This window comes from Thermococcus radiotolerans (genome assembly GCF_002214565.1).
In the GTDB taxonomy this organism is placed as follows: domain Archaea; phylum Methanobacteriota_B; class Thermococci; order Thermococcales; family Thermococcaceae; genus Thermococcus; species Thermococcus radiotolerans.
Window position 1 is genome coordinate 520,078 of record NZ_CP015106.1, and the last position, 21,984, is coordinate 542,061.

At 56.2% G+C, this 21,984-nt stretch carries 21 protein-coding genes; 11 read left to right on the forward strand and 10 right to left on the reverse strand.

The window, feature by feature from the left end; genetic code table 11:
* Positions 1-4: 4 nt before the first annotated feature.
* Positions 5-1,288: a putative hydroxymethylpyrimidine transporter CytX gene (gene cytX / locus A3L10_RS02815; RefSeq protein ID WP_088866306.1), complete on the reverse strand. Its 1,284-nt coding sequence runs from the start codon at positions 1,286-1,288 to the stop codon at positions 5-7.
* Positions 1,289-1,407: 119 nt separating this feature from the next.
* Here cytX and A3L10_RS02820 point away from each other — a divergent pair, with 119 nt between their 5' ends.
* A complete protein-coding gene (locus tag A3L10_RS02820) occupies positions 1,408-3,327 on the forward strand; it encodes a GNAT family N-acetyltransferase (RefSeq protein WP_088866307.1) in 1,920 nt (639 codons plus the stop codon).
* Here the strand turns inward: A3L10_RS02820 and A3L10_RS02825 are convergent.
* Genes A3L10_RS02825 through A3L10_RS02835 form a run of 3 tightly spaced genes read right to left on the reverse strand, consistent with a single transcriptional unit; the run spans position 3,293 to position 5,769 of the window.
* Positions 3,293-4,039: a heparan-alpha-glucosaminide N-acetyltransferase gene (locus A3L10_RS02825; RefSeq protein WP_088866308.1), complete on the reverse strand. Its 747-nt coding sequence runs from the start codon at positions 4,037-4,039 to the stop codon at positions 3,293-3,295. The genes A3L10_RS02820 and A3L10_RS02825 overlap by 35 nt on opposite strands.
* 38 nt (positions 4,040-4,077) lie before the next feature.
* Positions 4,078-4,680 carry a CPBP family archaeomyxosortase MrtA gene (gene mrtA / locus A3L10_RS02830; protein ID WP_088866309.1) on the reverse strand — a complete coding sequence of 201 codons (603 nt, stop codon included), beginning with the start codon at positions 4,678-4,680 and terminating at the stop codon, positions 4,078-4,080.
* Between the two features lie 33 nt (positions 4,681-4,713).
* Positions 4,714-5,769 carry an FKBP-type peptidyl-prolyl cis-trans isomerase gene (locus A3L10_RS02835; RefSeq protein ID WP_088866310.1) on the reverse strand — a complete coding sequence of 352 codons (1,056 nt, stop codon included), beginning with the start codon at positions 5,767-5,769 and terminating at the stop codon, positions 4,714-4,716.
* Between the two features lie 175 nt (positions 5,770-5,944).
* On the opposite strand from A3L10_RS02835, the gene cysS reads away from it, so the two are divergent.
* The 3 genes from cysS (at position 5,945) to A3L10_RS02850 (ending at position 8,452) form a co-directional block, all read left to right on the forward strand.
* Positions 5,945-7,375, forward strand: coding sequence for a cysteine--tRNA ligase (gene cysS, locus A3L10_RS02840; RefSeq protein WP_088866311.1), 1,431 nt, complete (start codon positions 5,945-5,947; stop codon positions 7,373-7,375).
* Positions 7,376-7,465: 90 nt separating this feature from the next.
* Entirely contained in the window at positions 7,466-8,113 is a 648-nt protein-coding gene (locus tag A3L10_RS02845) for a phosphoribosyltransferase (RefSeq protein WP_088866312.1), read from the forward strand.
* A gap of 21 nt (positions 8,114-8,134) precedes the next feature.
* Positions 8,135-8,452 (forward strand): hypothetical protein, encoded by a 318-nt coding sequence (locus tag A3L10_RS02850; RefSeq protein ID WP_088866313.1) that lies wholly within the window; start codon positions 8,135-8,137, stop codon positions 8,450-8,452.
* Here the strand turns inward: A3L10_RS02850 and A3L10_RS02855 are convergent.
* The gene (locus A3L10_RS02855; protein WP_088866314.1) at positions 8,431-10,239 is read right to left on the reverse strand and encodes a DUF4932 domain-containing protein; all 1,809 of its coding nucleotides are present in this window, start codon (positions 10,237-10,239) and stop codon (positions 8,431-8,433) included. The genes A3L10_RS02850 and A3L10_RS02855 overlap by 22 nt on opposite strands.
* 92 nt (positions 10,240-10,331) lie before the next feature.
* On the opposite strand from A3L10_RS02855, the gene A3L10_RS02860 reads away from it, so the two are divergent.
* Positions 10,332-11,312 (forward strand): metal ABC transporter solute-binding protein, Zn/Mn family, encoded by a 981-nt coding sequence (locus tag A3L10_RS02860; RefSeq protein ID WP_088866315.1) that lies wholly within the window; start codon positions 10,332-10,334, stop codon positions 11,310-11,312.
* 41 nt (positions 11,313-11,353) lie between these two features.
* Here A3L10_RS02860 and A3L10_RS02865 read toward each other — a convergent pair whose 3' ends face one another.
* The 4 genes from A3L10_RS02865 to A3L10_RS02880 are packed head-to-tail and all read right to left on the reverse strand — an operon-like array spanning position 11,354 to position 16,089.
* On the reverse strand, positions 11,354-12,247 hold the full coding sequence (locus A3L10_RS02865) for an ABC transporter permease (RefSeq protein WP_088866316.1): 894 nt from the start codon (positions 12,245-12,247) through the stop codon (positions 11,354-11,356).
* The gene (locus tag A3L10_RS02870; RefSeq protein WP_088866317.1) at positions 12,244-13,296 is read right to left on the reverse strand and encodes an ABC transporter permease; all 1,053 of its coding nucleotides are present in this window, start codon (positions 13,294-13,296) and stop codon (positions 12,244-12,246) included. Before A3L10_RS02870 ends, A3L10_RS02865 begins: the two co-directional genes overlap by 4 nt.
* The gene (locus tag A3L10_RS02875) at positions 13,277-14,815 is read right to left on the reverse strand and encodes an ABC transporter ATP-binding protein (protein WP_088866318.1); all 1,539 of its coding nucleotides are present in this window, start codon (positions 14,813-14,815) and stop codon (positions 13,277-13,279) included. Before A3L10_RS02875 ends, A3L10_RS02870 begins: the two co-directional genes overlap by 20 nt.
* A 44-nt stretch (positions 14,816-14,859) precedes the next feature.
* A complete protein-coding gene (locus A3L10_RS02880) occupies positions 14,860-16,089 on the reverse strand; it encodes a BMP family lipoprotein (protein ID WP_088866319.1) in 1,230 nt (409 codons plus the stop codon).
* 123 nt (positions 16,090-16,212) lie between these two features.
* Here A3L10_RS02880 and A3L10_RS02885 point away from each other — a divergent pair, with 123 nt between their 5' ends.
* Together A3L10_RS02885 and ftsY are read left to right on the forward strand one after the other, a co-directional pair.
* Positions 16,213-16,662 (forward strand): hypothetical protein, encoded by a 450-nt coding sequence (locus A3L10_RS02885; protein ID WP_088866320.1) that lies wholly within the window; start codon positions 16,213-16,215, stop codon positions 16,660-16,662.
* 139 nt (positions 16,663-16,801) lie between these two features.
* Positions 16,802-17,707 (forward strand): signal recognition particle-docking protein FtsY, encoded by a 906-nt coding sequence (gene ftsY, locus A3L10_RS02890; protein WP_088180304.1) that lies wholly within the window; start codon positions 16,802-16,804, stop codon positions 17,705-17,707.
* Here ftsY and surE read toward each other — a convergent pair.
* Positions 17,704-18,477, reverse strand: a complete 774-nt coding sequence (gene surE, locus A3L10_RS02895; RefSeq protein WP_088866321.1) for a 5'/3'-nucleotidase SurE — start codon at positions 18,475-18,477, stop codon at positions 17,704-17,706. The genes ftsY and surE overlap by 4 nt on opposite strands.
* Before the next feature lie 60 nt (positions 18,478-18,537).
* Here surE and A3L10_RS02900 point away from each other — a divergent pair, with 60 nt between their 5' ends.
* The 4 genes from A3L10_RS02900 to A3L10_RS02915 all read left to right on the forward strand — a co-directional run bounded on the left by A3L10_RS02900 (position 18,538) and on the right by A3L10_RS02915 (position 21,982).
* Positions 18,538-19,512 carry an archaeosine biosynthesis radical SAM protein RaSEA gene (locus A3L10_RS02900; RefSeq protein WP_088866322.1) on the forward strand — a complete coding sequence of 325 codons (975 nt, stop codon included), beginning with the start codon at positions 18,538-18,540 and terminating at the stop codon, positions 19,510-19,512.
* A 150-nt stretch (positions 19,513-19,662) separates the two neighbouring features.
* The gene (locus A3L10_RS02905; RefSeq protein WP_088180301.1) at positions 19,663-19,935 is read left to right on the forward strand and encodes a 2-oxoglutarate ferredoxin oxidoreductase subunit delta; all 273 of its coding nucleotides are present in this window, start codon (positions 19,663-19,665) and stop codon (positions 19,933-19,935) included.
* 2 nt (positions 19,936-19,937) lie between these two features.
* On the forward strand, positions 19,938-21,128 hold the full coding sequence (locus A3L10_RS02910) for a 2-oxoacid:acceptor oxidoreductase subunit alpha (RefSeq protein WP_088866323.1): 1,191 nt from the start codon (positions 19,938-19,940) through the stop codon (positions 21,126-21,128).
* On the forward strand, positions 21,128-21,982 hold the full coding sequence (locus A3L10_RS02915) for a 2-oxoacid:ferredoxin oxidoreductase subunit beta (protein ID WP_088866324.1): 855 nt from the start codon (positions 21,128-21,130) through the stop codon (positions 21,980-21,982). Before A3L10_RS02910 ends, A3L10_RS02915 begins: the two co-directional genes overlap by 1 nt.
* Positions 21,983-21,984 lie beyond the last annotated feature (2 nt).

Genomic DNA, 21,984 nt, shown 5'->3' on the forward strand with positions numbered 1-21,984 from the left:
AGGATCACCTCCTCTCCACCAGGTAGTAAAGCAGGGAGACGAGAAGGAAGGTCGGAATGCTCGAGCCGAGTGCAGAGCCGATTCCGCTCAAGATCGGCACGTGGATTCCTAGCAGCCCCTCAACGGCGAGTCCGATGTAGAATGCAAAACCCAGACCCCAGACGGAGAGGGCCCTCCATCTGTAGCCCGCCAAGGGGCCGCTTTCGTCCAGGAGCTCCTCCGGGTCGTAGCCCTTCCTCACCACGAAGTAGTCCGTCAGCATTATGGCCGTGAGGGAAACGAAGGCTCCGCCGATGAGGATTAGGAACCCCTCATACCTGTCGACCGGGAAGACAAGAGCCAGGAGCGTTCCCAAGGCGCCAACCAGGAGCACCTGCTTTTTGGCATCCGCCCTGGGCGAGATGTTCTTGTAGGTTATTGCCGCCGAATAAACGTCCAGGAACGTGGTGGTCAGCGTTGAGAGTATGATTATCAGCATTGCGGGGATTCCAAGGCCGTAGGCGAGGATTATTCCTATGGGATCGCTCTCCCCAACGGCAACGTTGGTGAGGGCACCGACGAAGTAGAAGAGGCTCGATGCTATGAAGTAGCCGAGGTACGTTCCCCAGAATGCCCCTTTCTTGGTCTTCGCAAACCTTGAGTAGTCCGCCACAAGGGGTGCCCACGAAAGGGGCATTGCTATGACGAGGTCGAGCGCAAGCATGACCCCGACTCCTCCGGTTCCCGGCCTGCTCAGGAGCTCTCCAATGGGGAACTTCTTCACCGTCACGTATGTCAGCCACAGGCTCAGAATGAGGAGCAGAAGCGCCGAGATCTTCTCCAGCGCCTCCCACCTGCGGGGCCCCACGTAAGTCCACAGGGTGACGAGGGTTCCGAGGAGGATTATCCACAGGGGATAACCCTCGAAGCCAAAAGTTGCCGAGAGGGCGTTCATGGCGTTTGCACCGACGATGAGCATGACCGCGGTCCAGCCTATGAGCTGGAGATAGTTGAGAGCCGATGGCAGAATGGAGCCCTTTATTCCGAGAGCCCCTCTCGACAGCACCATCGTTGGAAGCCCCATTTCGTAGCCTTCCACCGCTATCAGGCCCATTACCGCGTTGCCGATGATGTGTCCAACGATTATCACACCCACCGCCGCCCACAGGGAGAGAGCCGGAGTCAGCAGTGCCCCGGCCCAGAATTCGGCGATGCTTATCCCGGCGCCGAACCACACCGCGAACAGCATCAGGAGTGAGAACTTCCGCCTTTCCTTCGCAACGGGAGTTATTTCATACCCCTCCTCCATGGCTCCCACCGGGGGAGGTTCCGTTCAAGCTTTTATAACTCTTTTGTTGAATTCCATAACTCAGTTATTAACGGGCTAACGTTATAACCTTTCGCGACGAATTCATGGAGGTGGTTCTCATGATGATACGCGGGAAAGTTGTCGGAAGCGAAATCCCGCGCTTCAAACACCGCTGGTTTGGAATCCTTGAGGTCGAGAGCGGTGGGGAAAGGCTCAGGCTCTACATGACCGGCACCGTGGCCCAGTGGTTTTTGACGGGCGACGAGGTGGAGGTAGAGGTTCTCAACGAGCCGAAGGAGAGAAACGGGGTCAAAGTCCTTGACTTCGATGATTACCGGCTCTGGAAGTTCTACGAGGGCGATAAGATTCCGGTCTGGCCCCTCTGGGAGAAGGAGCTTGAGGCAAAGCGCTACTCACCGCTCACCGGAGAGCTCCTCTACACCTACAGGCTCAGGGCGAGGGAGGCAAAGTACGAGAGCGATTTTGAAGCCATAGCGGAGCTTGAGCAGTATCACTACGCCAGCCAGAAAGAGAAGGTCGCCCTATGGCGCTGCGAGAACGGGCACATCTTCGAGGCGAACACGAGGGAAGCCTGTCCCGTCTGCGGAAGCGAGGAAGTGCACATACTCGAGATAAAGGGATCGACTCCTGCTTCGAGGTTTCTCATAATCGAACTGGTGGAGAGGGAAGAATATGAGCCGAGGATTCTGAGCTACGTCCGCATTGATCCCCCAATACCCCTCATGCACCGCAGACTGCCCAACGGTGACCTCGAAAGAAACATCCGTGAAAAGGTATTTCCGGAGGACTGGTTCCATCCGGCCTTCTGGCCCGAGAAGATAATGGAAGAGCTCTACGATGAGCTCAAACGGAAGTACAAAAGGAAAATCGCCCGCTCGTACCTCTGGGAAGAGGCCAAATGGAGGGCTTTAGCCGAGACCAACACCTCTGGAGCGAGGATTGCGAGGGTTGTAGTTCACCCAGACTACCGCTCCGACGGCCTCGGTCAGCTGAGCGTTAAATCCGCCCTTGACTGGGTCGCCGAGAGGAGAATCCCCGAGATGAGGAAGAGAAAGCACCTCGTCGAGACCATAGCCCAGATGGCCCGCTACAACCCCTTCTTCGAGAAGGTCGGCTTTAAGTTCCTCTGGGAGACCGCCAGTGGAAGGCCGGTTCTCTTCTATCCGCTGACCGAGGAAGCGAGGGAATACATCGAGAGGTTTCTGAGGGAGGACGCCTACGCGCCGGAGGACGGAAGGCTCTGGAGGCCAAGCTACGGGAAGGTTGAGCCCCTGACCGGGCCGATAAGGTTCATCAACGTGAGCAAGGTCTTCGAGAGCGAGCTCGACATTAAAGGATTGCCTGAGGAGATTCAGGAACTTCTGAAGGCCTTTGGAGTTAGGCATCGCGTCATTCAGAGACCCGTCCTGAGGAACCTCAACTTCGAGATAGAGCCCGGGGAGCTGATAGCGGTCGTAGGTGCAAGCGGTGCAGGAAAGACGACGCTCCTGAGGCTGATCCTCGGAGCGGCCAACGGGTGGTGGGAGGAGAGGTTCCGGCCCACCGGCGGGGAGATAGAGGTTCCAGAGAATGTAAAAGCCTCAGTTCTGATACCCGGCGAGTTCGAGCCTAACTTCGGCTCCGAGAGCATACTGGAGCACGTTTATCGGAAGATTAGGGACATAAACGCCGCGGTGGAGATACTCAACAGGGCTGGCCTGAGCGATGCTGTGCTGTATCGGGCCAAGTTCTCGGAGCTGAGCACCGGACAGAAGGAGAGGGCAAAGATAGCCTCGCTTTTGGCCGAGAAGCCCAACCTCCTTCTGATGGACGAGTTCGCGGCCCACCTAGATACGCTCACTGCAATGAGGGTGGCCAAGAAGGTTGCGGAGATAATAAGGGAAGCGGGCATAACTGCTCTCATAATCACCCACAGGCCTGAGGTTCTAAAAGCGTTGGACCCGGACAAGGTGCTCTTCGTCGGCTACGGGACGGCGAGGATATCTAAACCGGAAGGCCGGGAAGGGGACCGTAAATGAGCCTGAGCAGACCCACGAGGATCGGCTGGTGAACCACGTAAATTAAGAGGGTGTGCCTCCCGGCGAAGGCAACGAAGTGAACCAGCGGATTCGATGAAAGGGCTATCTCCTTTTTTCTCCTCCCGTCCGGATAGAAAACGCTCCCCGCAGTCATCCCGAGGAGGAAGACCCCGAACCAGGGAAATATCGGGAAGTAATCGGGAGCGAAGTAGTTCTCCGGCATGATTCCAATCGGCAGAAGCCAGAGTCCATCGTGGAAGTTTCTAAGGACGAGGTATCCAAGGATAAAGAACGCCGCCCAGAGTGCGTTGAGACGTCCAAACCTGTAAAAAAGCATCCCGAGGAGCGTCGCAAGGCCAAGGAGATGGAGGATTCCAAAATGTATGGTCATTCCCAGTGAATACGTGGTGGCCGTAATCAGCAGGCCTAGCCCAAAGAGCTTGAAAAAGCGCCTGAGGTACTTCCCGTACGGCCTCTGAGTTTTCTCCAGCGTTCTGGAGTAGCTTATCCACATTGAGAGGCCCGAGGCGAAGACGAATACCGTGGCTGTGGTGACGGCAAACGCCATCCAGAAAGTCCGGTGGGAGGAATATCCCAGAAAGAGCTGAAGGTCCGTGACGAAGTTGGAGACCACCATCATCGTTATTCCGACGCCACGGAGCAGGTCTATCTCCCAGTAGCGGCGGTCGGTGTACACCTCGGAGCCGAACATAGGATGGGTTTCCACCTCCTACTAAATAGGGCTTTCGCTCAGAGGAGAACGCAGAGCAGGTCGAAGAGAACCGACCCGAACCAGTGGAGTAGAAAACTGGGGAGGAAGCTCTCGCTCTTGAGGTCGAGCTTGGCGAAGATTATCCCCGCCACGAACGAGTATGGAACCTCTATTCCCGGCTTGCCGATGTGCACGAGCGCGTAGGGGATATCCTGTGCTAGTATGCCGAGCCACTCGTTCTTCCTGGCTAGCGGAAAGAGAATAATCCCGCGGTAGAACGCCTCGTGGGAGAACATTATCACCCCAACGGCCAGCTCCTTGAGGAAGAAATCGCCCCAGCCGGAGTACTCGAATATCGGGTAGTACTCCTTCATCGAGGGTACGTTTGCGCCGTAGAGGCTCAGGGGAATCGTCAGCAGAAACAGTATCAGCGCCCATTTGTAGCCATCTTTCTTTCCAATCCTAATCCCTAGTTCGGAGGGTTTAAATCCAAAGAGCCTCGCGAAGAGCAGGGGCGCAGCGAAGTAGAAGAGGAAGTTGTAGCCTGCCCACCGGAAAATTCCGCCCCCACTGTAGCGGACGATGAGGATGAAGGGCATCAATGCAACGTACAGAATCCAGGGGTTCCTCTTGAGCCTCATGGAGAAAAGTTGGGGGAGGAGAATAAAAGCCTTTCACTCCTCCTTCTTCTCACCGGCTTCTTCGGCCGCCTTGGCCTTCTTCTTGCTGGTGGTTTTCTTGGTCGTCGTTCTCCTGGTCTTCCTGCCCTTGGTGCTCTTCCTGGTGGTCTTCCTCTTGGGCTTCTTCTCCTTCTCAGCCTCTTCTGTCTCCTTGGTCTCCTTCGGTTCTTCGGTCTTCTCCTCGGTGACTTCTTCCGGCTTCTCCTCGACCTTCTCGGCCTTGGGCTCTTCTTTGACCTCTTCAGGCTTCTCCTCGGTCTCCTCCTTCTCCTCAGCCTTCTCCACGAGGGGCTCGCTGACCTCTTCCTCGAGCTCCACGACCTCCTTCTCCTCCTCGGGCGGCTTGAGGAGCTCGTCAACGGAGGGCTTGAAGGTAACCTCCTCGTAGCCTATGAACTTAAGGTCGCTCTCGAGGAGTATCTCGCCGAGGACGAGGGTGTTCTTGTCGACCTCGTTGAGGAGCTGGCCGAAGTCAACGGTAACGTCCTTCTCGCCGACCTCAATGATGACCTTCTCGGTGTCGACCATCGGCATGCGGAGCTCTATGAGGGCCTTGACCTTCTCGATCGGGTCTTCGATCTTCTCGACTATCTCGACCTCGTAGACGAGGTGCTTGCCCGCGTAGGGGTGGTTGAAGTCAACCCTTACTCTACCTCCGCTGACGGTCATGACCTTGCCCTTGAGCTTCCTTCCACTCTCGGTCTCTATCTCAACCGGCATTCCAGGGAACGGGTAGATGCCCTGCCTCCTGAACTGTCCGAGGGTGAAGGTCTTTATGAGCTTGGGGTCGCGCTTTCCGAAGCCCTTCTCGGGCGGGACTATTATCTCGTACTTCTCCCCGACCTCGAGTCCCTCGAGCTGCTCGTCGAGGCCCCCGAGGACGTGGCCCGCTCCAACGGCTATCGGAACCGGACCGTAGATTCCCTTCTCTGAGTATATGCCCGCTTCCTTGGCGACATCCTCAAAGGTGGTGTCGAATATCTCACCGGTCTCCTTGACCTTTCCGGTGTAGTGGAGCCTTATGACGTCTCCCTTCTGAACCTTCATCATCGTAACCTCCTTTCACTGCTCTAACCCCGATTGAAGGGGTCGGTTTTTAAGCTTTTGCCGAGGCGCGGGGGCGGCAAAGGGTTCGGAAACAATCGAAAGCCATGCCCAAATCTGCCCAGAGCGAAGGCGATAACCTAATAAAAGGGCTTTGCAAAGTTCCCCCGGTGGTGAGAAGATGGCCATAAGAGTGTACAACACCCTAACGAAGCAGAAGGAGGAGTTCAGGCCCATTAGAGAAGGCGAGGTCAGGATGTACGTCTGTGGGCCGACGGTTTACGATTACACTCATCTCGGTCACGCCAGGACATACATAGCCTTCGACGTTATCCGGAGATACCTGGAGCACCGCGGCTATACAGTTCTCATGGTCATGAACTTCACGGACATAGACGACAAGATAATCCGGAGAGCCAACGAGACCGGTGAGGACCCGAAGGAGCTGGCCGAGAGGTTCCTCCGCTACTTCCTCGAAGACATGAAAGCTCTCAAGGTCAAGCCGGCCGACATATACCCCCGCGTTACCGAGCACATCGAGGACATCATAGACTTCGTGAGGAAGCTCCAGGAGAAGGGTTACGCCTACGAGGGAAGCGACGGCGTTTACTTCGAGGTCCAGAGGTTTAAGGACTACGGAAAGCTGAGCGGGATAAAGCTCGAGGAACTCAGGAAAGGCGCCCGCGTTGAGCCAGGTGAGGGCAAGAAGAACCCAGAAGACTTCGCCCTCTGGAAGAAGGCCAAGCCAGGAGAGCCAAAATGGGAAAGCCCGTGGGGCGAGGGAAGACCGGGCTGGCACATAGAGTGCTCCACGATGAGCACCAAGTACCTCGGCGAGACCTTTGACATCCACGGGGGCGGCAACGACCTGATATTCCCGCACCACGAGAACGAGATAGCCCAGACGGAGGCATGCACTGGACAGCAGTGGGTTCGCTACTGGCTCCACACCGGCTTCCTGATGGTGAACGGCGAGAAGATGAGCAAGAGCCTCGGCAACTTCGTGACGATAAGGGAGATGCTCGAACGCTACGACCCGGAGGTTATCAGGCTCTTCGTCCTCCAGAGGCACTACCGCTCACCGCTCGACTACACGGAGGAGGGCATGGAACACGCCAAGAACAACCTCGAGAGGCTCTACAACACCCTCGAGAACATCCGCGTGGCCATGGAGAGGGCAGAGATTTCCTTCAAGTGGGATCAGGAGGAGTTCGACGCCTACGAAGCGATAAGGAACGCGAGGGAGAAGTTCTACGAGGCGATGGACGACGACTTCAATACCGCTGAAGCCATGAAGGCAGTCTTCGAGGCCAGCAATGCCGTCAACAGATATCTGACGAAGGTTGAGAAGCCGAAGGAGAGCATCCTCCGCAAGGCGATGGAGTTCTTCAGGATAGTCAGCGAGGTCTTCGGCATCTTCGAGGACTACTTCAGGGAGCAGAGGGCCGGCGAGGAGGAGGCGCTCATCAGACTGCTCATCGACGTCCGCGCCCAGCTCAGAAAGCAGCGCAACTTTACTCTGGCCGACAAGATAAGGGCCGAGCTTAGAGAGATGGGCATCCAGCTCGAGGACACGCCCCAGGGAACGATATGGAAGCGGGCCAGGCTCTGATTTTCCCACTCTCTTTTGTCATCTTCCAGTCAAATCCCAGAGCGTAACGCTTAAATATAACCTTCCCTTTGCTCCGTTAAGGGAAATGCAATGAAGAAGTTTCCGGCTTATCTCGCTTCTTGGGACGACATAGAAAGATGGGCAAAGGAAGGTGCCTGGAAGGTTCTGGAGGACGGATGGAGGCCGGACGTTATAGTCGGCCTCGCGAGGGGCGGCTGGATTGCTGCAAGGCTCTACTGCGACTACCTGGGAGTCAAAGACCTCGTCAGCCTCAAGGTCGAGCACTGGGGCGTTACGGCGACCCCTGACGGAAAGGCCAGGCTCAAGTACGGAAGCAACTACGACCTGGGCGGCAAGAAGGTTCTCATAGTGGACGACATCAGCGACACCGGCGAGAGCCTAACGCTCGCGAAGAACTACGTCGAGGGACAGAAGCCGGCGGAGATAAAGGTCGCGACGCTCCTCACCATAAAGGGCTCGCGCTTCAAACCGGACTATTACGGCGAGGAAATCGACTGGGCCTGGATAGTCTTCCCGTGGAACTTCGTCGAGGACATGATAAACCTCGTTGGCAACCTCTTCGAGGAGAAGGATGCTTTAACCACGGATGAAATCATCGAGCTCTTCAAGGAGCTCCATGGGATGGAAGTCCCGAAGGGCAAGCTCGAGGAAGCCCTCCGCATGGCTGAAAGAAGGAAGGTTTTTAAATTCCGGGAGGGTGCCTGGCGCAGGGCATGATGAAGTCCGGGAAGTGATAGTTTGAATAAGGAGAAAAAGGTCGAGGAGATCAAGAATCACAGCATTTACGCTAGGGAAATCTACGACATGCACAGCGACAGCATAGACAGGGTTCTCGAAGACTACGACGACCTCAAGGAGGACTACCTGAACGACCACTCGCGGGCGAGGATAGTGCGCATAGTCTTCAACGAGGACAACGGCCTTCCGCTGGCGATAGAGTTCAACAGAAAGGACGACAGCTTCAAGGGGTTCACGATAGCCATCGGCAAGCCCCACATCAAGAGCAACGGGAACGGAAAAGAAGAAAACTCCCCTCATGGGGATGCCAGCGGCTGAACATAAAAGCCCATCTCCATCTCTTTTCCTGTAAATATTTCGTAGCTTGACAGGTAGTAGGTCGGATTTCTGAAGAGCCTCGTACCGTAGCGGTCCGCCCCTGCTATCCAAACGATGTAATTCTCGGGGTTGTTGGGGTTTCTCACCGCAAGCAGGAGCGCGGCGGTGAGGTCATCGGACAGATCAAGCTGCCCTTTCAGCACTGGGTCGCTCTCGTTCTCCGTTATTATGAACGAATCGACGCTCCAATTGATGTTGTGGTCAATCACCCAGTAGTCCCCTTCCTTCACAAAGTGCAGCGGAAAGTGCTCCTGCATTTCAGCGACAACCGAGTTCGCCGCCGGACCTCCAACAAGAACAAGGTTCTCCCCAAGCTCATCCTCCGTTACATTCACGTCGGCCTTAACGACTATCTCCACGCTCCCGTTCCACTGGGAGTAGAAGATCTTTAGGTTGTCGGCTATGAGTTCAGCGGTTTCTCTGTCGTATTCCTTTCCCTTCGGGTCGGGATTTTGCGTTCCGTAGACCACCACGACTTTTCCAGTAACGGCGCCCCTGTCAAACGTCCTCAGCGGGGTTACAGGAACGCGCTGCTGGTAGAGAATGGAGGCGTTTTCCTCAGGGATTCTTTCCTTAAGCTCCTCAGCAATATTCTGGATGTACATCCGGATATCCCTGTTGTTCTGAGCTGACTCGTTGGCATATTTTTCGTAGAGCTCTATCATATCATCGATCCAGAACTCCCCCCAGCCCCTCTGCATCCACATAGCGAGTTCGGCGTATTCTGGATCAACGTTCATAATCGCGAAATCCTCCCAACCATCGGCAAAACCCTCGTATATCATCCCGTAGTCGCCCCAGAAGTGAATGTCGTAAACGGCCAGATAGGGCATGTCATCCTCAATGGTGCTCTCAAGGTAGCTGAGCTCCCTCGGAAGGTAATCGTAAAAGTTAAGCGTGGGATTGGATATGTCGTGACCCAGCTCGTGGTAAACCATTCCCAAATAGTTGAGCCTGTCCAGTCCGGGGTTATCGAGGTAGTCCTTGTTGAGGGAGAGTCCAAACATCGTGTCCCTCGCGGTTCTGTAGCTCCACAGCGTTCTCTGGGGAACACGCCTCACAAGAGGTTGAATCCCTGCGAGGCCATAAACACCCCTCGGCCTGTATGCGTGGGCATGAAAAGCGACGAGGTACGAGTGAACGAACCTGAATTCAATCTCCGTTAAGTCCATGTACCTGTCCATGAAATCCTTGGGAGGCAGCAATTCCAGGGCATCCGCATAGAGCTCTATATCTTCTTGGTAGAACTCCTTGTGGGAGTTATAGAATTCCATGAAGTCCGTTTTCTCCGCAAAGTCCTTCAGGGCGGTGAGAAACTCGGACATCCATCCGACGTCGACATCAAGGAAACGGGCAAGGGCCTCAACTTGAGATTGAGAAACGCCCACCTGCATGCCAGCGGGCAAAGAGAGGGCAACCTGATCCAAGTAAAGGAGCTTGTAGTCCCTCTCAGATATTGAATTCGCATCGGCTAAGTATTCCTTCAGCATCTCAACGGCTTTGTGGTTCTGGTATTGACCAAACCACGATTCGACATCATGCAGATACTGACCCCTGTAGATTATAAACGGGTCCTGGGAGCCGTAGGCGAGGTAGTAGAGAACTCCGAGCAACTCGTAGTTGGAGTGCACCACAACGGTGGTCTTTGAATCAATGTCGTAGGAGCTGGCCGGAACTGCCGTACTTACGAGAAAGACCAAAATTATCAATGCCGTCAGTCTCCTCATGACGACACCCAGGAGTGTTAAGTTTTACACTCTTATAAATCTTCCGACAACCTTTAAAGGCTGCCATCCTAACCAGATTAGGGTGACCGAAAATGAAGAGGTTCCTAATCATCGTGATTATCCTGATTGGGACGTTGACACCCCTCACCAGCGCCGCTGAAGAAAAGCCGCTGGTTGTGGCCAGCATCGCACCTCTGGCGGCAATAGTTCAGGATGCGTTCGGTGATTCGGTGAATGTGGTCTACCTGATCCCGCCCGGTGCTGACCCTCACGAGTACCAGCTCACGGCGAGTCAGATAGAGCTCCTGAGGAAGGCAAGCGTCATCGTGACGACTGGCGGCCATCTCCCGGTGGAGAAGAAGATAGCCGAGCTGAAGGCGGAGGGCACCATAACGGGTGAGACGCTCTTTCTTGAGGATTACAAACGCGAGGGCTTCAGGTATCTCCCGGAGTACTGGTACGGGAACAAGGACAATCCCCACGGCGTCTGGCTTGACCCCACGAACGCGCTGGCGATCGCAAGGGCCACCGAAAAAGCCCTGGAGAAAGCAGACCCCCTCAACGCCGAGACGTATCTGGCAGGATACGAAGACTTCGAGGTGAGGGTGAGGACGATAATGGAGGCGTATCGCGTCCTCGTTGATGGGAACCACACCGCGGTGATCCAGATGCCCCCTGACCAGTACGCTCTGGAATGGCTCGGAATCAAGGCAATCGCCTCGATAAAGCCGGAGGAAGAGGTGCCTGCCATAGGCGTGGATGAGCTCGTTCCCACCGCGGCCAAGGCGGACGTTGTGGTCTACGCCGTGGACAGCCCCGACCAGCTCAAAGACGCGGCGAGGGAGCTGTCCTCCAAGAGTGGGAAGCCGTCCGCCGAGATAAGGGTCTTCTGGAAGGACGAGCCGTACACCGAAGTTCTCAGGGAGAACAGCGCCGCGATAATCCGAGCCCTCGGAGGGAAGGCACCTGAGGAGGGGCCTGCGACGAAGACCGATGTGAGCCGCTACGTTGCGGTCTCCCTCGTGGTTGGAATCGTTCTGGGGACGGCGTTGGGCGTAGTTCTCAAGAAGTGACGCTTTTCTTTTTTGCAAAATTCAAAAGGGGAAAAGGGAGATCACTCCCTCTTGTAGGGCCTTCCGTCCCACTTCGGCGGCCTGGCCTTGCCGATGATTCCCGCCACGATGATGATGGTCATTATGTAGGGCAGCATGAGGATGAACTGCCCGGGGATTATGTGCTTCGGTGCCAGCCATGTGGCGAGGGCGTCGAAGAATCCGAAGAGCCAGCCACCTATCAGTGAGACTAGTGGGTTCCAGCCGCTGAAGACCATGTTGGCCAGCGCTATGAAACCCCTGCCTCCGGACATCGTCTTGTGAACCAGCCCGAGCCAGTCAACGCTCATGAAGGCTCCGCCGAGTCCCGCTAGGGCGTGTCCGTAGACCGTTGACCAGAACCTGTACTTCTCGACGTTTATACCCAGCGCATCGGCGGCCTCCGGGTTCTCACCGACGGAGCGGACGCGCAGACCGAGCGGGGTCTTGAAGAGCACCCACCAGGTTACGATGGCTATCACGATGGTCACGAAGACCATCGGGCTCAGCTCGCCGTAGGGGGTCCTGATGTGCCACATCTGCGCATCGTCCGGGAGCTGGTGCTGCCCGGCGGTTCCCCAGTAGGCCAGTATACCGAAGGGAACCACACCAAGGGCCAGGAGGTTGATGCCTATACCCGGGATGACGTGGTCGCCCTTGAGGTAGACGGTGAGGGCGCCGTGGAGCATTCCGAGCAGGACGCCTACGAGTATTCCGCCAATGAGGCCAACGACGGCGTTGTGTGCAAGCTCAGCGAATATCGCGCCGAAGAATGCGCTCATCAGGAGAACGCCCTCGTAGCCGATGCTGACCACACCGGCGCGCTCGCTCCAGGCGGCCCCAACGCTGGTGAGCACTATCGGCACCATGGCCATGAGGGAGGTGAACAGTATAGTGAGGACGTCACCAACGTTCATTGGGCAGCCCCCCTGTGGATGGCTTTTCTAATCAGGTCGTACAGGCTCGGGATGGCAACGGTTATGACTATGATTCCCTGTATGACCTTGATGATTTCGAGCGGAACCTGTGCCTGTGCCTGCATCAGCGCCGTTCCAGCACGGAGCATTCCGAAGAATATTGCCGCGAGGATGATTCCGAGCGGATGGTTCCTGCCGACCAAGGCGACACCGATACCGTCGAAACCGAAGCCGTAGATGTTCGCCCCTCCCTGGCTGATGGCATAGGTTGGACCCTCACCCATTATCTTCATGGCACCGCCCAGTCCGCTGAGCAGGCCACCGATGAGGAACGACCACATGACGGCCATCTTCGGGTTCATTCCGGCGTAGCGTGCGGCTTTCTCGTTCATTCCGCTGGCGCGCATTCCAAATCCCATGGTCGTGTGCCAGAGCAGGAAGTACGTCAGCAGTGCGGCGATTACCGCAATTATGATGGCTATTGAAAGGCCGTAGCCGATTTCGGGGAGTCTAGCTGCCACCGGGATTCTGATGGTCTTGTTGGGGTCGTTGGGGTTGGCGTACGGCCCGACTATGAGCCAGAGCACGAAGAACCAGCCTATCCAGTTGAGCATTATCGTGGATATGACCTCGTGGACGCCGCGGTAGACCTTGAGAACCGCCGCTGGAAGCGCCCAGAGTGCTCCGAGGAGCATGCCCATGACGAGGCCGAAGAGCATATTGTCCCAGATGTTGGTGAATATCACCGCCGCTATGGCGCCGAAGTAGAAGGAGCCCTCAGCACCTATGTTGAATATTCCCGTCCTGGTGCCTATCGCGAAGGTCAGTGCCGTGAGCATTATCGGGGTTGCGTATCTGAGGGTCGAGGCTATTCCGTAGGTGCTTCCGAGGGCGCCCTGGAAGAGCCAGTAGTAGGCCTCGAAGGGGTTGTAGCCGAAAGCCAGGAGGACTATTGCACCTATGAGGAAACCGACGAATATGGCTATAAGGCTCTCGATGAACGGACGGACGTTCAAGGATTTGATGAGCTCACTTCCTGATTTCTTCATAGCGGATACCTCCCATCATCATACCGATCTCTTCCGTGGTGACCTCTTCGGGCTTCACAATGCCCATGAACTCGCCCTCGTAGATTATTCCCATCCTGTCGCTGAGCTGGACAACCTCGTCGAGGTCTGCCGAGACGAGGAGAACGGCTTTGCCTTCGTTTCTGAGCTTCACGAGGTAGTTCCTGATGTATTCGGTTGAGGCGACGTCAACACCCCTCGTGGGCTGGGAAGCCACTATGAGCACGGGCTTCTTGCTGACCTCCCTGGCAACGATGAGCTTCTGCTGGTTGCCGCCGCTGAGGCTCTTGACCGGGGCGTCAACACCGGGGGCGACTATCTCGAACTCCTCTATGAGCCGTCCGGTGTGCTCTCTGGCCTTGTTCCAGTCTATCGTTCCCTTCCAGCGCTGGAACTCTTTCATCCACTGGAGACCGAGTATCGCGTTCTCCGTGACGGTCATGTTGAGTATCAGTCCCATGCGGGTTCTGTCCTCGGGGATGTGAGCCATTCCCGCCTCGTAGAGTTCCTTCGGGCTTCTACCAGTTATCTCCGCCCCATTCAAAATCACATGGCCTTTCTCAGGCCTCCTCAGTCCGGTTATGGCCTCGATGAGTTCCGTCTGACCGTTGCCCTCGACGCCGGCTATTCCGAATATCTCGCCGGCCCTTACCTCGAAGGACAGCCCCCTAACGGCGTCCTCGCCCCTGTCACCCTTGACCCAGAGGTCTTTGATCTCAAGTATAGGCTCCCCTGGCTCCTTGGGCGGCTTCTGTATCCTGAGAACCACATCCCTTCCAACCATCATCCTCGCGAGTAGCTGCGGCGTTGCCTCACTCGTGTTGACGGTTCCTATGACTTCGCCCTTCCTGATGACGGTGACACGATCGGTGAGCTCCATGACCTCGTTGAGCTTGTGGCTGATGAAGATTATCGTCTTCCCCTCGGCCTTCAGCTTCTTGAGAACGGCGAAGAGCTCCTCGACCTCGAGGGGCGTCAGTACCGCCGTCGGCTCGTCGAGTATGAGGACGTCAACGTCCCTGAAGAGCATCTTGAGGATTTCAATCCTCTGCTGGACTCCAACGGGCAGGTCCTCCACCGGGACGTCCAGGGGGACCTTGAAGTTCAGGTCCTCCATGAGCTTCTGAAGCTTCTCGGTGGCCCTATCAACATCAATCTTTGAAAACAGTCCGTGGCCCTCCATGCCAAGGATTATGTTGTGGAGGGCATCGAAAACCTCAACGAGCGTGAAATGCTGATGAACCATACCGATGCCGTGAGCGATGGCATCGGAGGGGCTCTTGAACCTGACCTCCTCGCCCCTTATGAAGATTTTACCCGAGGTCGGATGGAGCATGCCGAAAAGGACCTTCATGAGGGTGGTCTTTCCGGCGCCGTTCTCACCGAGGAGACCCAAAATCTCGCCTTTATACACGGTAAGGTCAACGCCCTTGAGGGCCTTAGTGCCGTCCGGATACACCTTGACGATTCCCTTCATCTCGATTATTGGCGTCCTCTCCATTGCAGCACCCCCTTTTAAGTGGAGAAAAGAAAGGGGTTAAGAGCTCACTTGGCGAGCTCCATCATTTCCTGCCAGGTCTTGGCGGCGCGGACCTTCTCTATGCCTTCCTTGTCCATCGGAGCTGGGACCTTGATCACACCGGTGGTGATCTTGCCCTGAAGCTCCTTGACCGCGTCCCAGATCCAGTCGGGAACCTGGGCCCTGGTGTCCTCGAGGTACTTCTTGAGTTCGTCCTTGCTGTTGAAGCCGAGGTCCTTGAGCTTCTGCTTCTGGGTGTCCTCCGGGAGCGAGTCGAACATGGCCATAACGTCGTCAACGCTGCTTATGCCGACACCGCCCTCCTTGAGGCCGAGCTCGACGATACCGCCCTTGAAGTTGCCCTCAACGGCATCCTTAACTGCGGTGTAGACACCGACGTCAACACGCTTCATCATGCTGGCTATGATAACGCCTGGTTTGATCCAGTCCTGGGCGGAGTCAACACCGATGGCGAAGGGCGGACCCATCTTCTTGCCCTGGGAGTCAAGGACCTCTGAAACGGCGTCGAAGACACCGAGACCGGTTCCACCGGCGACCTGGTAGATGACCCACGCGCCCTGGGCGAGCTGGGCCCTGGCGGCCGCCTTACCCTTGGCGGCGTCGTTGAAGGTTCCGGTGTACTGGTAGATGACGTCTATGCTGACGTCCTTGCCCTCGTGCTTCTTGTAGTAGTCCTCGGCCCACTTGACACCGAAGCGGTAGCCGGCCTCGAACTTGTAGAGAACCGGTATCTCCATACCGAGAACAATGCCGACCTTGTCCTTGCCGCTGTTGGCCGCTATAAGGCCAGCGAGAGCACCGGCAAGGGCAGAACCTTCGTTCTCCTTGAAGAGGATGCTCATGACGTTGTCCTTGTCAGGGATGTAACCGTCGATGATGGCGAACTTCTGGTCCGGGTACTCGTCGGCAACCTGCTTGACGGCATCGGTCATCATGAAGCCGACGGCTATGATAACGAGGTACTTCTTCTGGCTTGCGAGGGTCTCAAGGTTCTTGACGTAGTCGTCCTCGCTGTTGCTCTGAAGTTCAACTAGGTCCAGGTTGAAGTCCTTCGCGGCCTTGGAAGCTCCGAGGTAGGCCATGTCGTTGAAGCTCAGGTCACCCCTGCCACCAACGTCGTAAACGATGGCAATGGCGCCCTTGGTGGATTCGTTCTCACCTGGAGAAATGCAGCCGCTGGCCACTACACCGAGAGCCAAGAGGCCAATTAAAAACAAGCTAAACAGCTTCTTCATGCTAACACCCCGCGAGTTTTCAAAGTTATACCCGTAAAGCGCAATATATACTTTATGGTTCTCTGAAAGCCGAAAATTTGAGAAAGAATTTTAACCTTGGAGTAAAAGTTTTTTGTGATGACCATGCTGAAGAAAATAGCCGAATTAAATTCGGGAGCGGTTTTAATTACCGGCGACGGGAAGAGACTTGCGAGAATATACCTGAACGCATGGGGAAAAGCAGGGAGGCGCATACTTGCTGAGTATCTGCCGTTCCAGGTCGACGGTGACGTTTACATAGGCTCCCCCTTCGAGAGCGACGACTTCGAGGTGTACCTCATAGTCAACCCGCTCTCACGCTCCAAGGCGGAGAGGGAAAAGCTGAAGGACTGGCTGGGGGAGCACAGGGACAAGCTCGTTCTGCTCTATGAGCACAAGTACGTGAAGGACTCCATAACCCGCTATGGGATAAGGGAATTCATCGATTATCTAATCGCTTACAAGAGGGAAACCGTTGGCTTCGAAAGGCTGGACGTCATGCGCCTTGAGAACGGGAGGGTAGTGGAGAGCAAGACCTACGTCCGGAGGTACTGAGTTTATAAGAGATAGAGCGGAGTTAAACCCGCCCGATGACGAGCGGTTTCGGGTCTGAGGTGTGATGACACCAGCTATCGCCGAGGGCACTTCATAATTATTATATAGGCATAAGTCGCTCGCTCATGGGGTGGTAAAGATGCTGGGAAAACTCAAGGAGAAGTTAGGCTCATTCGTGGACAAGGTCTCGCAGACTGAAATAAGCGAGAAGGACGTTGAAAACGCTCTCTGGGATCTGGAGATAGAGCTCCTCGAGGCTGATGTCGCCCTCGAAACCGTTGAGGAACTCAAGGAGAGGATAAAGGAGAAGCTCGTCGGCCAGAAGGTCAAGATAGGAACGAACAAGAAGGCCCTGGTTGAGGAGGCCGTCCGTGAGGCCGTTCTTGAGGTCCTGACACCCGAGAAGAAAATAGACCTCCTTGAGCTGATAAAGTCCAAGGAGGAGAAGCCCTTCGTCATAGCCTTTGTGGGCTTCAACGGCTCCGGAAAGACGACCACCATAGCCAAGCTCGCCCACTGGCTCAAGAAGAACGGTCTCGGCGTCGTTATAGCTGCCAGCGACACATTCCGCGCAGGGGCGATAGAGCAGGTCGAGGAGCACGCAAAGCGCGTCGGCGTCAAGGTCATCAAGCACTCCTACGGTGCCGATCCGGCTGCGGTTGCCTACGACGCGATCCAGCACGCCAAGGCCAGGGGACTTGATGTCGTCCTCATAGACACCGCCGGGAGGAACGAGCTGAACAGGAACCTCATGGACGAGATGAAGAAGATAGCGCGCGTAACCAAGCCCGATCTGGTGATATTCGTCGGCGACAGTTTAGCCGGCAACTCCGTCGTCGAGCAGGCGAAGCAGTTCAACGAGGCGGTGAAGATCGACGGCGTAATCCTCACCAAGCTGGATGCGGACGCAAGGGGCGGCGCCGCTCTGAGCATAAGCCACGCCATCGGCGCGCCGATACTCTTCGTCGGCGTCGGTCAGGGCTACGACGATCTCAAGCCCTTCGACGAGAAGTGGTTCGTGAAGAGTATCTTTGGAGAGGCTTAGAACAGCCTCTCAACTTCCCTTAAATCTACCCTCGCGGTCATGTCTATGTTTATCGGGGTCACACTGACTTTTCTCTCCACCTTCAGGGCGTAGGCATCCGTCCCGGGCTCGAACTCCCTGCATTTTCTGCCGACTATCCAGTAGTACGGGTTGCCCTTGGGGTCTATGCGCTCCTCGATCGTCGGCCGGTACATCCTGTGGGCAAGCCTCGTGACTGCTATCCCAGTCTCCTCGGTGGCATCGTCCGGAACGTTCACGTTGAGCATGTCGACGCCTTCGGGAAGACCATCCCTCAGAACGGCCCGCGCCACCTTCCTCAGGAAGTGAGAGGCTGTGGAGAAGTCAACCTCGCTTCCCTCGCCGAATTTGTACTTCTCCCGGCTGACCTCAAGGCTTATCGCTATGCTCGGAATCCCGTTGGTCGCCGCCTCTATGGCCGCTGAAGCAGTTCCCGAAACGGTTATCTCGGTGCTTAGGTTTTCTCCAAGGTTGATGCCGCTTATGGCCAGATTAAAGTCGGTGAAACGGGCCAGGGCGAATATTACACAGTCAGTTGGCGTTCCATCTATGCCATACGCTACCTTCGCCCCGGGAACGTCAACGAGCTTGGCCCTGAGGGGACGGTGAAGGGTCATGGCCCTTCCGCTGGCACTCCTCTGGAAGAGCGGCGCGACCACGTAAACCTCACCAAGGTCTTTCACGGCCTCGACAGCGGCTCGCAGCCCTTTGGAATAAATCCCGTCATCGTTCGTGATGAGTATCCTCGGCATGGTTCTGGTTAATCCCTCACCTTTAAAAACCCTAACTTCCAGCGAGGCTTAGGTGAGAGAATGACATACTGGACGAGCGAGGACAACGTCGCCGGGGAGCCCGGAACGGCACTTTTCATAATCCTGCCCACGATAGGCTGCTACCGCTTCAGGATCAATCAGGCCTGCTACATGTGCGCCTACCCAACGGCCGCGCCAAAGGTGAAGTGGAGCCAGGACGCCATAGTGAACTACGTCAAAGAGGCCCTCAAGAAAATCGAAGGCAAAAAGGGACCCTTCGCGGTCAGAATGTTCACCTCGGGCTCTTTCCTTGACAACGGAGAGCTTAAGCCCGAGACGAGGAGGAGAATCTTTGAGATTCTGGCCGCTCTGGATGAGGTCAGGGAGATAGTCATCGAGAGCCGGAGCGAGCTGGTCCGCTACGATGCCGTTAGAGAGCTGGCCGAGATAGTCCCGGACAAGCACTTCGAGGTCGCCATCGGCCTTGAGACGGCAAACGACGACATCGCCGATGTCTCAATCAACAAGGGCAACACCTTCGAGGACTTCGTTAGGGCCGCGGAGATAACCCATGAAGCCGGAGCTAAGGTCAAAACCTACCTCCTGCTCAAGCCAATCTTCCTGAGCGAGAGGGACGGGATAAGGGATGCGAAGGAGAGCATAATAAAGGCCGAGCCTTATACCGACACATTCTCGATCAACATAACCGATATTCAGAAGGGGACACTCTATGAGCGGCTCTGGGAGAAAAAGGAGTACCGCCCGCCGTGGCTCTGGAGCGCTGTTGAGGTTCTAATCTGGGCGAAGAAGCGCTTCCCGAACAAGAGGATCCTGAGCGACCCAGTTGGAGCGGGTTCAAAGCGCGGGCCACACAACTGCCTGACCGACTACGACCGGATCATAGGAAGGGCGATAAAGAAGTTCTCGGCGACTCAGGACATCAGTCACATCGAGAACCTCAAGCCCGAGTGCCGTGAGAGGTGGGAGTACATAGTTGAGAACGGCCTCCTCGACTGGCAGCTGGTGACGTGGTGAAGTTATTTCGCTTTTGAAAGAATTTTCATGCTTTCTTTTCGCCGGCCTTATAACGCCTCTCGTGATTCTTTGATGCTCATTTATGGGCCCTCACGAAAGCTTTAAATGTTGACAAACGTAAAAGGGCTTAGCAAATCGCGGGTGATGCTTATGGCAGATGTCGAAGGGAAAACCGTGGTCGAAAGGTCTGACTACCTCGTTACCGGCAAGGCGGAAGGAATCGTTGAAATTGACGTGGACACTTTTCTGTGCAAGGGCTGTGGCATTTGCGTCGAGATGTGCCCGAGAAAAGTCTTTGAATGGAGCAAGGAGCTCAGCGAGAAGGGTGTCCACTACCCCGTCCCGGTTCACGCCGAGAAGTGCGTCAAGTGTAAGCTCTGCGAGCTTCTCTGCCCGGACTTCGCCATAGCCATAAGGTGGTGACCATGATTATTCGTGGAAACGAGCCTGAACAGCTCAGGCTCCTTAGAAAGCTCTACAAACCGGGCAACTACTTCATGCAGGGCAACGAGGCGGTAGCCTACGGCGCGCTCTTCGCCGGGTGCCGCTTCTACGCGGGTTATCCGATAACCCCTTCCAGCGAGATAGCGGAGACGATGGCTCGCGAACTGCCGAAGCTCGGCGGCTACTACCTCCAGATGGAGGATGAGATTGGGAGCATAGCCGCGATGGTCGGCGCCTCATGGACCGGGTTCAAGGTTATGACCGCCACTGCCGGACCCGGGTTCAGCCTTATGCAGGAGAACCTAGGCTACGCCGTGATGACCGAGACCCCTCTCGTTCTGGTCGACGTCCAGAGGAGCGGCCCCTCAACGGGACAGGCCACGAAGGGAGCGCAGGGCGACTTCTTCCAGGCCAGGTGGGGAACGCACGGAGACCATCCGATCGTTGCCGTTTCTCCGACGAGCGGGCAGGACGCCTTCTGGGAGACCATAAGGGCCTTTAACATCGCCGAAAAGCTGAGAACCCCCGTTGTGGTGCTCTTCGATGGAGTGCTCGCCCACACTAGGGAGCAGATAAAGATTCCGGACGTTTCGGAAGTCGAGATAACCTACCGCAAGCTTCCGGAGAATGAGGAAGAGGCAAGACTCCCCTTCGGCGACCCCCACGGGGACGGCGTTCCGCCGATGCCGCTCTTCGGTCACGGCTACTTCACCCACGTCACCGGTTCGACTCACAAGGAGACCGGCCTGAGGGACGTTTACACCCCTGAGGTTCACGATAGGCTTGTGAGGAGAATCCACCGCAAGATTGAGAAGAACCGCGAAGTTTACGAGAAGTACGAGGAGCACTTCACGGACGACGCCGAGATACTCGTCGTCAGCTGGGGCGTTACCGCGAGACCGGCCCTCGGAGCAGTTCTCAGGGCCAGGGAGGAGGGAATAAAGGTCGGCCTCTTCGTGCCGAAGACCGTCCACCCGTTCCCGGCCGAGAGAATGAGGGAGCTTGGAAAGCGCGTTAGAACGATACTCGTCGCCGAGATGAACCTCGGCCAGATGATAATCGAGGTCGAGCGCTACGTTAACGACGACGTCCTCCTCAAGGGCGTGAACAAAATCGGCGGAGTGCCTCTGACCGTTGAGGAGATCCTCCGCGAGATAAGGGGTGTTGCCTGATGGCGAAGAAGATATACTCCACCTATCCGATGGTTAAGTACCTCCGCAAGGAGGCCCTACCCACAGCCCTCTGTCCCGGCTGTGGCGGCGGAACCGTCCTCAACGCCTTCGCGAACGCGATCGACGGCCTCAAGATTGACCCTAAGGACCTCGTCGTCGTCAGCGGTATAGGCTGCTCCGCCTGGATAGCCTCACCGTACTTCCTCGCGGACACGCTCCACACGACCCATGGGAGGGCGATAGCCTTCGCCACCGGTGTCAAGGTGGGCCTCCCCGACAAGAAGGTCGTCGTCATAAGCGGTGACGGTGATCTGGCGAGCATAGGCGGTAACCACCTGCTCCACGCCGCGAGGAGGAACATAGACATAACCGTAATCCTCGTTAACAACTTCATCTACGGAATGACCGGCGGACAGGTCGCCCCCACGACACCTTTCGGCGCTAAAACCACCACCAGCCCGTACAGGAATATAGAGCACCCGCTCCAGATTTCCGAGACTGTTGCCGCCGCCGGAGCAAGCTACGTTGCCAGGTGGACCACCGCTCACGTCTACCAGCTCATCGAGAGCATAAAGAAAGCCCTCCAGGTTAAGGGCTTCTCGCTCGTTGAGGTCATCTCCCAGTGCCCGGTCCAGTTCGGAAGGAGGAACAGGATGAAGGAGCCGGCCGAGATGCTCAGATGGTTCCTCAAGAACTCAGTCCCGGTCAGCAGGGCGAGAAACATGAGCCCGGAGGAGCTTGAGGGCAAGTTCGTCATAGGGGAGTTCGTAAACAGAGAGAGGCCGGAGTTCACCACGGAGCTTAACAAGCTCATAGACGAGGTTCAGGAGCATTTCGGCCTCAAGGAGGAGTGAGA

What these genes read in the sequence shown, in the direction of transcription:
- cytX (WP_088866306.1), bottom strand. Translation starts at nt 1,288, where the DNA reads ATGGAGGAGGGGTATGAAATAACTCCCGTTGCGAAGGAAAGGCGGAAG.
- A3L10_RS02820 (WP_088866307.1), top strand. Translation starts at nt 1,408, where the DNA reads ATGATGATACGCGGGAAAGTTGTCGGAAGCGAAATCCCGCGCTTCAAA.
- A3L10_RS02825 (WP_088866308.1), bottom strand. Translation starts at nt 4,039, where the DNA reads ATGTTCGGCTCCGAGGTGTACACCGACCGCCGCTACTGGGAGATAGAC.
- mrtA (WP_088866309.1), bottom strand. Translation starts at nt 4,680, where the DNA reads ATGAGGCTCAAGAGGAACCCCTGGATTCTGTACGTTGCATTGATGCCC.
- A3L10_RS02835 (WP_088866310.1), bottom strand. Translation starts at nt 5,769, where the DNA reads ATGATGAAGGTTCAGAAGGGAGACGTCATAAGGCTCCACTACACCGGA.
- cysS (WP_088866311.1), top strand. Translation starts at nt 5,945, where the DNA reads ATGGCCATAAGAGTGTACAACACCCTAACGAAGCAGAAGGAGGAGTTC.
- A3L10_RS02845 (WP_088866312.1), top strand. Translation starts at nt 7,466, where the DNA reads ATGAAGAAGTTTCCGGCTTATCTCGCTTCTTGGGACGACATAGAAAGA.
- A3L10_RS02855 (WP_088866314.1), bottom strand. Translation starts at nt 10,239, where the DNA reads ATGAGGAGACTGACGGCATTGATAATTTTGGTCTTTCTCGTAAGTACG.
- A3L10_RS02860 (WP_088866315.1), top strand. Translation starts at nt 10,332, where the DNA reads ATGAAGAGGTTCCTAATCATCGTGATTATCCTGATTGGGACGTTGACA.
- A3L10_RS02865 (WP_088866316.1), bottom strand. Translation starts at nt 12,247, where the DNA reads ATGAACGTTGGTGACGTCCTCACTATACTGTTCACCTCCCTCATGGCC.
- A3L10_RS02870 (WP_088866317.1), bottom strand. Translation starts at nt 13,296, where the DNA reads ATGAAGAAATCAGGAAGTGAGCTCATCAAATCCTTGAACGTCCGTCCG.
- A3L10_RS02875 (WP_088866318.1), bottom strand. Translation starts at nt 14,815, where the DNA reads ATGGAGAGGACGCCAATAATCGAGATGAAGGGAATCGTCAAGGTGTAT.
- A3L10_RS02880 (WP_088866319.1), bottom strand. Translation starts at nt 16,089, where the DNA reads ATGAAGAAGCTGTTTAGCTTGTTTTTAATTGGCCTCTTGGCTCTCGGT.
- A3L10_RS02885 (WP_088866320.1), top strand. Translation starts at nt 16,213, where the DNA reads ATGCTGAAGAAAATAGCCGAATTAAATTCGGGAGCGGTTTTAATTACC.
- ftsY (WP_088180304.1), top strand. Translation starts at nt 16,802, where the DNA reads ATGCTGGGAAAACTCAAGGAGAAGTTAGGCTCATTCGTGGACAAGGTC.
- surE (WP_088866321.1), bottom strand. Translation starts at nt 18,477, where the DNA reads ATGCCGAGGATACTCATCACGAACGATGACGGGATTTATTCCAAAGGG.
- A3L10_RS02900 (WP_088866322.1), top strand. Translation starts at nt 18,538, where the DNA reads ATGACATACTGGACGAGCGAGGACAACGTCGCCGGGGAGCCCGGAACG.
- A3L10_RS02905 (WP_088180301.1), top strand. Translation starts at nt 19,663, where the DNA reads ATGGCAGATGTCGAAGGGAAAACCGTGGTCGAAAGGTCTGACTACCTC.
- A3L10_RS02910 (WP_088866323.1), top strand. Translation starts at nt 19,938, where the DNA reads ATGATTATTCGTGGAAACGAGCCTGAACAGCTCAGGCTCCTTAGAAAG.
- A3L10_RS02915 (WP_088866324.1), top strand. Translation starts at nt 21,128, where the DNA reads ATGGCGAAGAAGATATACTCCACCTATCCGATGGTTAAGTACCTCCGC.